Source organism: Bradyrhizobium ganzhouense, from assembly GCF_049949285.1.
GTDB lineage: Bacteria > Pseudomonadota > Alphaproteobacteria > Rhizobiales > Xanthobacteraceae > Bradyrhizobium > Bradyrhizobium ganzhouense.
Window position 1 is genome coordinate 6,102,871 of the sequence record NZ_CP181318.1, and the last position, 12,515, is coordinate 6,115,385.

The window sequence follows — 12,515 nt, forward strand, 5'->3', positions numbered from 1 at the left end:
ACGGGGAACGACTGGACGTGGTCGACATCGCGCATCAGGCTGCGATCAATCCGGCATCGGCGAAGGATGCGACGCCCGCGCTCGTCCCGTTGACGGCGATCGAGCCCGGCCAGTGGCGCGCGCTGGCGCAGCGGGCGGTCGAGCCGAACGGCTATTATTTGCCTGCCTGGGAGCTCGCCGTCAGCGCAACCGCGCACGGGCGGATGGGCGCCTCGGCCCTGTCCGCATGCGGCGCTTCCTTGACGCGGCTGATCGGGTTGATGCCAGTGGTCTCGCTTTGGCGAGCCTGGAAGATCCCCCTGCCCGCGCTGGTGAGTGCGCATCCCTATGGCACGCTGTGCAGCCCGCTGATCGACCGCGACGTTTCGATCGAGGCCGCGACGCGCCTGCTGCAACGGGCGCGCGAGGCCGGCGCGCATGCGCTGATCCTGCGCGATGTCGCGCTCGACGGCGCTGCGATGGCATCGCTCAAGGACGCGCTCGGCCGGGCCGGACTGACACCGCGCGTGCTTGGCTCCTATGTCCGCGCCAGCCTCGATGCGACACAGGATGGCGACAAGCTGCTGCACGACGCGCTCGGTGCCAAGAAGCTCAAGGAGCTGCGCCGCCAGCGCCATCGCCTGGAGGAGCAAGGCGCGATCAGCTTCGACGTCGCGCGCAAGCCGGACGAGGTCAGGGCCGCGCTCGAAATCTTCCTGCAGCTCGAAGCCAGCGGCTGGAAGGGCCAACGCGGCACTGCACTGATTCAGGACACGGGCGATGCGACCTTCATTCGCCGCGCCGTCCCCGCGCTCGCCGAGACCGCGCAATGCGAGATCGTCACGCTGCGCGCCGGCGCGACGCCCGTGGCCGCCGGCATCGTGCTGCGCCATCAGGATCGCGCCTTCTTCTTCAAGCTCGGCATCGACGAGCGTTTTGCGAAATATTCGCCGGGCGTGCAGCTCACGCTGGATCTGACGCGCCATCTTTGCGCCGATCCGACTATTGCAAGCGCGGACTCCACTGCTAGTGCGGACCATCCCATGATCAACCCGATCTGGCGCGGCCGCTTTGCGATCGGCGATGTGCTGATGCCGCTGCGGCGCAACGATCCGATGGTGGCGCTGGTTCACGCGGCGCTGATTGCGCGTGGCTTCGCACGCGAGACAGCGCGCCGCGCGATCCACCTGCTCCGCCAATAAGCGTTCGCTACTCCGCCGCCTGCGCGTTGATCTCCGCCGAGACCTGGCGGATGGCACGCGCAAGCAGGTTCGGATCCTGCGCGCCGGAGACGGCGTATTTCTGCGCGAACACGTAGGTCGGCACGCCGGAGATGCCCTTCTCGGCGGCCTCCTGCGCATCGGCCGTCACGCGCGCAACGTCCTCGTCAGTGGCAAGGCGCTTGCGGACGTCTTCGGCATCGAGGCCGACATCGGCGGCAGCCTGCACCAGCACGTTGACGTCAGTGAGATCGCCGCCATCGCGGAAATACAGCTCCATCAGCCGCTGCTTCATCTCTGGCGCCTTGCCGATCGCTTCCGCCCACAGGATCAAGCGGTGGCAGTCGGTCGTGTTGGGCTGGCGCGCGACCAGCTCGGGCTTGTAGACGAGGCCCTCTTCACTGGCGGCCGCGACGACGCGCCCGGCAATGCCCTTATAGGCCTCGACCGAGCCGAACTTGGTGGTGAGATAATCCTCGCGGCTGATGCCTTCGCGCGGCACCCAGGGATTGAGGAAGAACGGGCGGAAATTCAGCTTGACCGGAACGTCGGGCACGAGCGCAAGCGCGCTCTCGATCCGGTGCTTGCCGATATAGCACCACGGGCACACCACATCGGAGACGACATCGATCTGGAGCGGTTTAAGCGTGCTCATATCAGACAAGGTCATGGGCGCCTCCTTCGGGCGGTGCGGTTTTGTCGGAAGATAAGCCGAACGCCGCCCGAGGCAAGGGTGCTAGAGGGTGCTAGGCCACTTTTGCGGCCGTCTGTCTCAGCCATTCGGCGGTGCGTTCGTCCGCCGGAAAGAACGTCTCCAGCGCCAGCTCCGACAGGGTGATGTCGACCGGCGTGCCGAACACCATGGTGGTGGAGAAGAAACTTAGTATGCCGCCGTCGTGCCGCAGCTTGAAGGGGATCGCGACATTGTCGGTCGACAGCGGGCCAGCGCGCGCCGGAATAGGGTAGCTCTTGAGGTCGTGATAGAGCTTGATCAGCTCGGGATCGGCCGTCGCCTCGCATTGCCGGTGCAAGCGCTCGAGCAGATGCGCGCACCATTCCGCAAGATTAACGGTGCGCGGCGCGAGCCCCTCCGGATGGAAGGCGAGCCGCAGCACGTTGAAGGGCTGGCCGAGCAGCCGCTCCGGAACGCCTTCGAGCAGCGGCGCCACCATGCGATTGGCGGTCACCAGATTCCAGTGCCGGTCATAGGCCAGCGCCGGATTGGGCTCATGCGCTTTGAGCACGAGGTCGATGGCCTGGCGGGCTGATTTCAAGGCCGGATCCTCCAGCGGGCGTTGCGGAAAGGCCGGCGCGTAGCCGGCCGCGACCAGCAGCACGTTGCGTTCGCGCAACGGCACGTCGAGGCGCTCGGCGAGCCGCAGCACCATCTCGCGCGAGGGCGCGGCGCGGCCGGTTTCGACGAAGCTGAGATGCCGCGCCGAAACCTCCGCCTCGCCCGCGAGATCGAGCTGGCTCATGCGGCGGCGCTGCCGCCATTCGCGCAAATGGTCGCCGATATGGACCGGCTGGCTGGGTTCGGCGCGTGCCGTGGATGCATGTGCGTTCATGGTTGAAAACCTACCACGTGCATTTCGGCCCATCCATTACCCCCGAGGTAATCGAATTGGGCCCCCGACCAGCGCATCTTCCTGAGCACAGGAGAATGACCATGATCGCGCTGCTGCTCTACCGCACCCTTGCAGACCACCTTCTTCCCTGGGCGATGACGCTCGCGACCCGCATGCTGGCGCGCAGCCTCAACATGCCGGAGCCGCTGGTGCATTCGACCGGCGACTATGTCGTCGCCCACGTCACCGCCTTCGAGCACAGCGTCGGCAGAAGCCTCTGCCCGTTCCGCCTCGCCCGTCTGCTCCGCGCCTGGTGGCGCGGACTGCATTGAGTTCACCCCAAGCCAACCCAACCACGGAGACCTCGCAATGATTGACGCATCCACCTTCCTGCGCCGTGCCCTGCTCGCCGATGCTGTGTTCAGCGGCGTCGCCGCACTCGGCTTCACCTTCGGCGCCGGCGCGTTCGCGACGCTGTTCAACCTGCCCGAGGCGTTGTTGCGTGAAACCGGCCTGTTCCTGATTGCCTATACCGCGCTGGTCGGATGGCTCGCCTCGCGCACAGCCGTGCCGAAGCCGCTCGTGCTGCTGGTCGTGGTCGGCAACGCCGCCTGGACGGTCGGCAGCATCGCGCTGCTGTTCTCGGGCGCGGTGTCGCCGAACCTCGCTGGCGAGCTCATGGTCGTGGCCCAGGCAATCGCAACCGGCGTGTTCGCCGAGCTGCAATATGTGGGCTTGCGGAAGAGCGGGAGTGTGGTGGCGGTGTAAGCCCTCCCGGACGCGCTGCAACGCTCTTCGCGTTATCGAGGCGAAGCACAGGATTGACGGTGCGGACTGACGTAACGGCCGAACCCGACCTACGCCTTCGCGCGACCGACCTTGCCGGCAAAATGCTTGCCGTTCAGCTTGTTCTTTTTCGCCGCGGTGGTTTTCGCGCCGGCCTTCTGTGCCTTGCGCTCCGCGCGCGCCTTCACCTTGGCGCGTTCGGCGCGGGCCTCGGCACGCTGCTTCTTGCGCTTGTTCTCACAGGACGGGCACTTGCAGCCGATCGGCTTCAGATAGGCTTTGAAATAGTCGGTGCCGTAATCGTAATTGATCTCTTCGCCCGGCTCGATGTTCTTGATGGCGCGAATGAACACCTTGCGCTCGCGCGGACGGACGTCCGACTCGGCGTTGGGCCGGCAGGAATGGTTGATGTAGCGGGCGAGGTTCTTGCGCACCGAGCCGTCGATGGTCCAGCGGCCGTTGAGCTCGAACAGATATTTGTTCTCGATGTCGTCGTGCGCGGGAATTCGGCAATCCAAGATCGGCCCGAAATAACGGATGATCCGGGTGCCCTTCTTGATCGGCATGGTGGCGAAGAGGCCAAGTCCGGTCTTGGAACGGCCGACGCGATAGGCTTTGCTGGAAGCGATGACTGGCATGATCAAGTGTAAAGAGGACGCGAACCAGGCTGCATGAGCCCAAGCGAAGCCGCTCTTCTAGAACGATTCCGTGCCGCTGTCAGGACTATCGGAAGCGCGTTTGAACCTTGCCCACAGTGAAGATGCGTGATGCGCACGAGTTCCGCATCATCACTCGCCTGCGCTGGTCCCGATCTTCCGCCAATGCCCAATCCTTGGGCGCGACAGCTTGCTCGGGCCGAACGGGCAAGCACGACGAGAGTTGTGGACGTTTCGTTCGATCAGGCGCCGGGAAACTTTCCCGCCACCGCCGACTTCAGGATCGCTTCCAGAAGCTGCTCGGCCGTCGTGCCATCCGGCAGCCGCTCCAAGATATCCTCGATCCGGCCGTCGAGCAGCAGCATGGTGAAGCCGTGCACCATCGACCAGGCCCGTGCGATCGCGGCGCCCTGCTCGATGGTGAGCGCGTTGCCGCTGATCGGCTCCTGCCGCATCGCGCCGATGGCATGGGCGAGTCCGGCAAAGGAGGATTCCGCGGCCTCGTGCAGCGAGGGCCTGGAATAGTCGAGCCGCTCGGTGCGGAACATCAGACCGTACATGCCAGGATGGGCCTGGGCATAGGCGACATAGGCTTTGGGCCGCGCCAGCGCCCGCTCCAGCGGCGAGGTGGCCGTGTCGCAAGCAGACGCCATCGCCGCGTTGAACTGGCGGAAGCCGATCGCGGCGAGCTCGCTGACAAGGCCGGTGAGATCACCGAAATGATGGGTCGGCGCGGCGTGCGAGACGCCCGCCTCGCGCGCCACCGCGCGCAGGGTCAGGCCGGCGAGCCCGTCGCGCTCCAGCACCCGTTCGGCCGCCTGCAGCAGCGCCTCGCGCAGGGCGCCGTGGTGATAGGGCGTCTCGGTCTTCGCGCTCGCTACGCGGCGCGCCGGCCGAGATGCTGGCGATGTCTTCTTCGGGGTGCGCGCGAGGCGCGCCGTTTCGGTCTTGGTGCCGGTCCTGGTATCGCTCTTGGCCATTTACAAGCTATATGACGCAATATTGACAGTGTAAAGATTTCACTTGACGGAAGCCGCGCTTGGCTCTATTCCATCTTTACGATGTAAAGATAGGGAGGGATACGCCGTGCAGCAGGACGCCGTTACCGAGCGCAGCAACAATATCGCGCCGATTCCGTTCGAGGCGGACGCGCCTTTTCTCAAGATCGTCGGCGAATTGCCGTGCGAGCTGAACGGCACGCTCTATCGCAATGGCCCCAATCCGCAGTTCGACGCGCCCGGCGCGCACTGGTTCGTCGGCGACGGCATGCTGCACGCCTTTCATCTCGAAGAGGGGCGCGCCTCCTACCGCAACCGCTGGGTCCGCACGCCGAAATGGCTCGCCGAGCACGATGCCGGCCGCGCGCTGTTCGGCGGCTTCGGCCGCAAGCTGCCGGATTCGCCCGCCAATCTCACCGACGGCGGCGTCGCCAACACCAACATCATCTTTCATGCCGGCAAGCTGCTCGCGCTGGAAGAGGGACATCTGCCGACCGAAATCGAGCCCGGCACGTTGGCCACGCGCGGCTATTGCAACTATCAGAGCCGCATCGCCGGCCCCTTCACCGCGCATCCGAAGGTCGATCCGATCACCGGCGAGCTCATATTCTTCGGCTACAATGCCAGCGGCCCGCTGACACCCGCCCTCTCCTACGGATCGATCGATGCGAGCGGCAAGGTGACGCGCTTCGAGCGTTTCGATACGCCCTATGCCAGCATGGTGCACGACTTCATCGTCACCGAAAATCACGTGCTGTTTCCGATCCTGCCTATCACCGGCAGCATGGAGCGCGCGATGAGCGGCAAGCCGCCTTATGCCTGGGAGCCGGAGAAAGGCGCCTATGTCGGCGTGATGAAGCGCAACGGCACGGCGAAGGATATCGTCTGGTTCCGCGCAGAAGCCTGCTACGTCTTCCACGTCATGAATGCGTGGGAGGACGGCGACCGCATCGTCGCCGACGTCATGCAGTTCGAGGAAGCGCCGCTGTTTCCGCATCCCGACGGCCGGCCGACGGATCCGGACAAATCGCGCGCCCGCCATTGCCGCTGGACCTTCGATCTCTCCGGCAATACCGATCGCTTCCAGCAGACCTATCTCGACGATCTCACCGGCGAATTCCCGCGCATCGACGATCGCCGCGCCGGCTTGAAGAGCCGTCACGGCTGGTACGCCTGCGCCAATCCGCGGCTGCCGATGTTCGGGGCGCTGTCCGGCATCGTCCATGTCGACGGTACCGGCAAGCGGCTCGGCCAGTATCTGCTGCCGGCCGGCGACACCATTTCCGAGCCTGTCTTCGTCGAGCGATCGAAGGATGCTGCGGAAGGCGATGGCTGGCTGCTGGCGGTGGTCTGGCGCGCGCGGGAGAACCGCAGCGACCTCGCCGTGTTCAACGCCACCGACATCGAGGCCGGCCCCGCCGCGCTGGTGCAGCTCGGCCATCGCGTGCCTGACGGCTTTCACGGCAATTGGGTGGGAGCGCAGTAGCTCCCTCCCTGTCGTTGCGGATGCATCACCAGGGAGGCCTTGCATGCACATGCCCTTGATCACCGCGAACTATCTCGCGATCCTCGCGCTGATCTACGCCGCGCTTGCGCTGCAAATCGTCCGGCTACGGCGGACCAGCAACGCCCCGTTCAACGACGGCGGCAATGAAGGCCTGCGCAGCGCGATCCGCGCCCATGGCAATTTCATGGAATACGTTCCGATCATCACGCTGATGGTCGCGTTTCTCGAAATGTCCGGCGCATCGGCCCTGCGCATTCACCTGCTGATGGGGGCGCTGGTGCTGTCGCGGCTATTGCATCCGCTCGGCATGTACGCGACGCCGGGCTCGCTCAAATTCATGATCTGCCGTGGCGGCAGCATCTTCCTGACCATCGGCCTGCTGATCAGCACCGCGCTGACCATCCTGTCGCGCCTGCCCTGGGCGGCCGTCGCCGATGAAATATCGGATCAGGCCATTGCAACGATTGAATTTTTACAGGTCCTTCACGTCATTTTGACACTGTAAAGATTTCGCTTGACGCGGCACCGGCCCTGAATTATCAATCTTGACATCGTAAAGATGATGCGGCCGAGGCGACCATGACGATCTTCCTGATCCTTGCTCCCTATGGCGTCTACACCTTGCTGATGCTGGTGACGTCCGCCGCGACCAGCGTGTTGGTGGCTTCCGCGATCTGCCTCGCCACCATCGCGATCGACGTGGCCTGCGGCCGCTCGGTGAAGATTTTGGCCGCGGGCTCGGCGATCCTGTTCGCAGGCATCGGCCTCACCCTCGTGCTGTTCGATCCGAAGCTCGGCAGCCTCGGCGTCAAGCTCTCGGTCGATATCGGCATCTTCATCATCTCGCTCGGTTCGATGCTGGCGCGCCGGCCCTTCACGCTGCAATACGCGATCGAATCCGTGCCGGCCGAGACCGCGGCGATGCCGGGCTTCCTCACCGCAAACTACATCATCACCGGCGCATGGACGGCGGCCGCCCTGCTGATGATGGCCGCCAACATCGTGCTGCTCTACTTCCCGGGTCTGCCGGTCTGGCTGGGCCTCGCGGTTGCCTTCGCCGCCCGCAACAGCGCGATCTATTTCACCAAGTGGTATCCCCAATATAGCCAGACCAAGCATGGTGCGCCGGCCGGCGCGCTGCCCGAAGCCCAGTGAGACAGGACCGACAATGAAGGACGTATTCGCCCGCCTCGCCTCCGATTTCCTGTCGGCCATCGTCTTCCTGGTGATCTATCTGATCACCGACAACGTCATCCTGGCGACGTCGGTCGCAATTGCCGGCGCGATCGCGCAGGTGATCTACGCCCGCGTCAAGGGACGTGAGCTCGGCTACATGACCTATGCCAGCGTCGCACTCGTCATCGTTCTCGGCACTGTCACGCTGCTGACCAACGATCCCCGCTTCATGCTGGCCAAGCCTGCGATCGCGCATTTCGCGATCGGCGCGATCATGCTCAAGCGCGGCTGGATGCTGCGCTACATGCCGCCGATGGTGGTCGAGACCGCGCCTGAATATGTCACTGCTGCGGGCTATGCCTGGGCCGCGCTGATGTTCGCCCTCGGTGCCGGCACGATCGCGGTCGCTGCCACCGGCGATCTGAAGCTGTGGGCGTTCTACATCTCTGCGGTCGCGGGCGGCGCCAAGGCCCTCGCCTTTGCCGTGCAGTACGTGGTGTTCAGGCTCGTCGTCACCAGCCGCCGGCGCGCCGCCGCCCGCGCCTGAGTGCCCCGATCGGCGCGTAGGCAGCCGCTACGAGTTGCGCTATACGCTCGGCCCAGGACTGGCTGCGGATCGTCGCGGCCCGCCGGGATTGTTCGGGAGACGCGAATGGCCGTGGACGGCAACTGGAATCTGACCATGACGACGCCCATGGGCGAGCGCCAGGCGACACTGACCCTGCTGAGCTCCGGCGGCACGCTGACGGGCACGCAAGGCGCGGACGGCAATTCCGCCGAGATATTCGACGGCACCATCAGCGGCGATGCCGTCAACTGGAAGGTTTCCATCACCAATCCGATGCCGTTGACGCTCGAGTTCATCGGAAAGGTCTCCGGCGACAGCATGAGCGGCGAGATGGGCATCGGCCCGATGGGCAGCTTCCCGTTCACGGGCGCGAAGGCGTAAGGCTACTCCGCCTCACTGTCATTCCGGGATGCGTGCGCAGCACGCAGGCCCGGAATCCATTTTTCCGCAACCACTGAGGCCCGATGGATTCTCAGATGCGCAATTGCGCATCATAGTTCGCGCCGAGAGGCGCGCCCCGGAATGACGGCGCTAGGGTGCCGCCTCAGCCCAGATTCAACTCCTTGAAGAAGTCGTTCCCCTTGTCATCGATGATGATGAAGGCCGGGAAGTCGACGACTTCGATGCGCCAGATCGCTTCCATGCCGAGCTCGGGATATTCGAGCACCTCAACCTTCTTGATGCAGTGCTCGGCGAGGTTCGCAGCCGCACCGCCGATCGAGCCGAGATAGAAGCCGCCATATTTCTTGCAGGCCTCGCGTACCGCAGGCGCGCGGTTACCCTTCGCCACCATCACCATCGAGCCGCCCGCGGCCTGGAACTGGTCGACGAAGGAATCCATGCGGCCCGCGGTGGTTGGACCGAACGCGCCGGAGGCGTAGCCCTCGGGCGTCTTGGCCGGGCCGGCGTAATAGACCGGATGGTTCTTGAAATAATCCGGCAGCGGCTCGCCCTTCTCCAGCCGCTCGCGCAACTTGGCATGCGCGCTATCGCGCGCGACGATCATGGTGCCGGTCATCGAGACCCGCGTCTTGATCGGGTTCTTCGAGAACGTCGCCAGAATATCCTTCATCGGCTGGTTGAGATCGATCTTGACGACCTCGCCGCCGAGCGCCTCCTCCACCTGCGGCAGATATTGCGCCGGGTTGTGCTCGAGCTCCTCGAGATAGACGCCGTCTTTGGTGATCTTGCCGAGCACCTGGCGGTCGGCCGAGCAGGACACGCCGAGCCCGATCGGCAGCGACGCGCCGTGACGCGGCATGCGGATCACGCGCACGTCGTGGCAGAAATATTTTCCGCCGAACTGCGCGCCGACGCCGAGCGACTGCGTCATCTTGTGGATTTCCTTCTCCATCTCGACGTCGCGGAAGGCGTTGCCGTCAGGCGAGCCGTGGGTCGGCAGCGCATCGAGATAGCGGGCCGACGCCAGCTTCACCGTCTTCATGCAGAGCTCGGCCGAGGTGCCGCCGATCACGATGGCAAGGTGATAAGGCGGGCACGCGGCGGTGCCTAGCGTGAGGATCTTTTCCTTCAGGAAGGCGAGCAGCCGGTCCTTGGTCAGCACCGAGGGCGTCGCCTGGAACAGAAAGCTCTTGTTGGCGGAGCCGCCGCCCTTCGCCATGAACATGAACTTGTAGGCGTCATCACCCTCGGCATAGATCTCGCACTGCGCCGGCATGTTGTTGGCGGTGTTCTTCTCCTCGTACATCGACAAGGGAGCGACCTGCGAGTAGCGCAGATTGCGGCGCAGATAGGCATCGCGCGCGCCTTCCGACAGCGCCGCCTCGTCGTCACCGTCGGTGATGACGTTGCAGCCCTTCTTGCCCATGATGATGGCAGTGCCGGTGTCCTGGCACATCGGCAGCACGCCGCCGGCGGCGATGTTGGCGTTCTTCAGGAAGTCGAGTGCGACGAACTTGTCGTTCGGGCTCGCCTCACCGTCCTCCAGGATCGCGCGGAGCTGCTTCAGATGGCCGGGGCGCAGATAATGGTTGATGTCGCCGAAAGCCGCCTCCGACAGCGCCCGCAGCGCCTCGCGCGACACCACCAGCATGTCTTTCCCCAAAACCTTCTCGACCCGGATGCCTTCGGCCGTGATCTTCTTGTAGGGCGTCTCGTCCTTGCCAAGCGGGAACAGCGGGGTGTGCTTGTAGGGCGGAACGGGCTTTGATGCGTCGGGGAAGGCGGTGGGAGCGTTCATGGGGCGATCTCGGGTTTTGGAGCCCTCGCGGGCCTCTAAGCATAGAAGCGTTCTAAGCTTTTTTGCCGCAAAGGGAAGGCGTTCTGGCGCGGCCGGGGCATCCCGATTCGGTGCCATGGCGGCCATTTGCGGTCCCTCCTTCGATCAGCGAATGGTCGTGGTTGTGCCCAATCAAGCCGGGTTGCACCCCTTGCACTTCGCGCGCGACGACGGTTGAATGCGCGCGCTCAAGGGGCTTTTCATATGATTTTCAAACTGCACCTCCGCGGCGCGATTGTTGTCGCCGCCGCAATCGTCGGCCTTGTGACCCTCGCCGCGCCTGCGCGCGCCGACCAGTGCGACGACATCGCCAAGCAACTCGCCGGCGGCATCGACGGGCTGAAGGTCAACTTCAAGGCCGCCAACATCATCTACCTGACCCATCCGGCGGCGAAGGAGCTGTCGCTCGGCTGCCGTTCGCAGGGACAGAGCTATTCGAACGAGCTCTATGCCAAGGGCGACCGCAAGCCGTCGCCGAAGTTTTTTGATCTGGTCGCGTCGGCCGCAGCCATCACCTTCACGCTGCCGAAGGACGACACCACGACCGGCGCGACGCGCTGCCTGAAGCGCATGGGCCTGTTGCGCGGCGACAAGGTAACGATGCGCTACAAGCGCCTCAACATGGAATGCACGCGTACGAAGACGGAAGCGGCGATCACGATTACGCGGCCGAAGGACGAGTAGGCGCGACGCCGCCCACCACACACTCCGTCATTGCAATGACGAGGAGAGGCCGCCGTCGAAAACGACGCATCTTACCGCACCAGATCTCTCGCATTTTAACGATTGGCTTGACGGAGCTTTCGTCCCTCACAGGGCAGGGTCAATTGTTTCCATCTGTGAGGATTTGTGGATGAGCGTTTCCAGCGTTGCGCCGCCGCCTGTAACGGTCGTGGTCCCGAGCTACGACACGACCAAGCAGCCGAACGACCAGACCAAGACCAAGGATGCCGACCCGACCTATCAGCCAACGCCGCCCGCGCCGCTGCCGCCGGGCCAGGGCACGCGGATCGATCAGCTCGCCTGATCCGACTGGCCTACGATGGATCGCCCGGTCCGGTTGACCGGGCCTTTCGCGTGTCGTCCGGCCGCATCTTTGCCGGATAGCGCGGCTATCATGCGAGACTGCCGGGGGAACCGCGCATGATCGCACGCCTCTTGTTGCAGAACACGATCTTCGTCGTCGCGATGGGTGGATTGTTGTTCGCCTCCGCCGGCACGCTGCATTGGCCGTCAGCCTGGTTGTTTCTTGTGACCTCCGCGCTGCTCGGCCCGCTCTGCGGCTGGTGGCTTTACCGGCTCGATCCGGCGCTCCTGGCGGAGCGTCTCCGTCCGGTGATCCAGAGGGAACAGCCGCCGGCCGACAAGGCCTTCATCATCGCCTTCATCGTAGCGATTCTGGCCTGGCTGATTGCCATTGGTCTCGACCGGCGGTCGCATGCCTCCAACGTGCCGCTCGCATTGCAGGCCCTTGGCTTCCTGCTGTATCTCGCCTGCACGCTGTTCACGATGTGGGTGTTCCGCGAGAACTCGTTCGCTGCGCCCGTGGTGAAGCTGCAGACCGAGCGCGCGCAGCGCGTGATCTCGAGCGGGCCCTACGCTCATGTCCGCCATCCCATGTACAGCGGCATGATCCTGTTCTTCGCCGGCGTGCCGCTGCTGTTGGGTGCATGGTGGGGGCTTGCGATGGCGCCCGTCCTCCTGGTCCTGCTTGCGGTCCGCATCCGCATCGAGGAGCGCACGCTGCGCGCAGGATTGCCGGGCTATTCCGACTATGCGGCGCGGGTACGCTATCGGCTGCTGCCGGGCGTCTGGTGA

General features: G+C 64.7%; 16 protein-coding genes. 11 read left to right on the forward strand and 5 right to left on the reverse strand.

The genetic code is table 11. The features are described from left to right. Nucleotides 1-17 precede the first annotated feature (17 nt). On the forward strand, nt 18-1,181 hold the full coding sequence (locus tag ACLFLU_RS28255) for a GNAT family N-acetyltransferase (protein WP_426414091.1): 1,164 nt from the start codon (nt 18-20) through the stop codon (nt 1,179-1,181). A gap of 7 nt (nt 1,182-1,188) precedes the next feature. Here the strand turns inward: ACLFLU_RS28255 and ACLFLU_RS28260 are convergent, their stop codons facing one another. Further along, nucleotides 1,189-1,854, reverse strand: a complete 666-nt coding sequence (locus ACLFLU_RS28260; protein WP_426414092.1) for a DsbA family oxidoreductase — start codon at nt 1,852-1,854, stop codon at nt 1,189-1,191. Nucleotides 1,855-1,945: 91 nt separating this feature from the next. Further along, on the reverse strand, nt 1,946-2,767 hold the full coding sequence (locus tag ACLFLU_RS28265) for a helix-turn-helix domain-containing protein (protein ID WP_426408033.1): 822 nt from the start codon (nt 2,765-2,767) through the stop codon (nt 1,946-1,948). A 101-nt stretch (nt 2,768-2,868) separates the two neighbouring features. Here ACLFLU_RS28265 and ACLFLU_RS28270 point away from each other — a divergent pair, with 101 nt between their 5' ends. Then, nucleotides 2,869-3,099, forward strand: coding sequence for a hypothetical protein (locus ACLFLU_RS28270; protein ID WP_426414093.1), 231 nt, complete (start codon nt 2,869-2,871; stop codon nt 3,097-3,099). Nucleotides 3,100-3,136: 37 nt separating this feature from the next. Next, entirely contained in the window at nt 3,137-3,535 is a 399-nt protein-coding gene (locus tag ACLFLU_RS28275; RefSeq protein ID WP_426408034.1) for a hypothetical protein, read from the forward strand. Nucleotides 3,536-3,624: 89 nt separating this feature from the next. Here ACLFLU_RS28275 and ACLFLU_RS28280 read toward each other — a convergent pair whose 3' ends face one another. Both ACLFLU_RS28280 and ACLFLU_RS28285 read right to left on the reverse strand, forming a co-directional pair. Then, nucleotides 3,625-4,191, reverse strand: coding sequence for an SET domain-containing protein (locus tag ACLFLU_RS28280; RefSeq protein WP_426408035.1), 567 nt, complete (start codon nt 4,189-4,191; stop codon nt 3,625-3,627). 260 nt (nt 4,192-4,451) lie between these two features. Then, the gene (locus ACLFLU_RS28285; protein WP_426408036.1) at nt 4,452-5,189 is read right to left on the reverse strand and encodes a TetR/AcrR family transcriptional regulator; all 738 of its coding nucleotides are present in this window, start codon (nt 5,187-5,189) and stop codon (nt 4,452-4,454) included. 106 nt (nt 5,190-5,295) lie between these two features. Between ACLFLU_RS28285 and ACLFLU_RS28290 the strand changes: the two genes are divergently transcribed. The 5 genes from ACLFLU_RS28290 to ACLFLU_RS28310 all read left to right on the forward strand — a co-directional run bounded on the left by ACLFLU_RS28290 (nt 5,296) and on the right by ACLFLU_RS28310 (nt 8,839). After that, nucleotides 5,296-6,693, forward strand: a complete 1,398-nt coding sequence (locus ACLFLU_RS28290) for a carotenoid oxygenase family protein (RefSeq protein ID WP_426408037.1) — start codon at nt 5,296-5,298, stop codon at nt 6,691-6,693. A gap of 43 nt (nt 6,694-6,736) precedes the next feature. Then, the gene (locus ACLFLU_RS28295) at nt 6,737-7,219 is read left to right on the forward strand and encodes an MAPEG family protein (protein WP_426408038.1); all 483 of its coding nucleotides are present in this window, start codon (nt 6,737-6,739) and stop codon (nt 7,217-7,219) included. Between the two features lie 74 nt (nt 7,220-7,293). Next, nucleotides 7,294-7,869, forward strand: coding sequence for a hypothetical protein (locus tag ACLFLU_RS28300; RefSeq protein ID WP_426408039.1), 576 nt, complete (start codon nt 7,294-7,296; stop codon nt 7,867-7,869). Between the two features lie 13 nt (nt 7,870-7,882). Next, nucleotides 7,883-8,437 (forward strand): inner membrane-spanning protein YciB, encoded by a 555-nt coding sequence (locus tag ACLFLU_RS28305; protein WP_426408040.1) that lies wholly within the window; start codon nt 7,883-7,885, stop codon nt 8,435-8,437. Between the two features lie 105 nt (nt 8,438-8,542). Further along, the gene (locus ACLFLU_RS28310; RefSeq protein WP_426408041.1) at nt 8,543-8,839 is read left to right on the forward strand and encodes a hypothetical protein; all 297 of its coding nucleotides are present in this window, start codon (nt 8,543-8,545) and stop codon (nt 8,837-8,839) included. Nucleotides 8,840-9,002: 163 nt separating this feature from the next. Here ACLFLU_RS28310 and ACLFLU_RS28315 read toward each other — a convergent pair whose 3' ends face one another. Continuing rightward, nucleotides 9,003-10,658 carry a fumarate hydratase gene (locus ACLFLU_RS28315; protein ID WP_426408042.1) on the reverse strand — a complete coding sequence of 552 codons (1,656 nt, stop codon included), beginning with the start codon at nt 10,656-10,658 and terminating at the stop codon, nt 9,003-9,005. Nucleotides 10,659-10,901: 243 nt separating this feature from the next. Between ACLFLU_RS28315 and ACLFLU_RS28320 the strand changes: the two genes are divergently transcribed. The 3 genes from ACLFLU_RS28320 (at nt 10,902) to ACLFLU_RS28330 (ending at nt 12,515) form a co-directional block, all read left to right on the forward strand. Continuing rightward, a complete protein-coding gene (locus ACLFLU_RS28320) occupies nt 10,902-11,381 on the forward strand; it encodes a hypothetical protein (protein WP_426408043.1) in 480 nt (159 codons plus the stop codon). A gap of 169 nt (nt 11,382-11,550) precedes the next feature. Beyond that, nucleotides 11,551-11,724 (forward strand): hypothetical protein, encoded by a 174-nt coding sequence (locus ACLFLU_RS28325; protein WP_426408044.1) that lies wholly within the window; start codon nt 11,551-11,553, stop codon nt 11,722-11,724. Nucleotides 11,725-11,840: 116 nt separating this feature from the next. Further along, entirely contained in the window at nt 11,841-12,515 is a 675-nt protein-coding gene (locus tag ACLFLU_RS28330) for a methyltransferase family protein (RefSeq protein ID WP_426408045.1), read from the forward strand.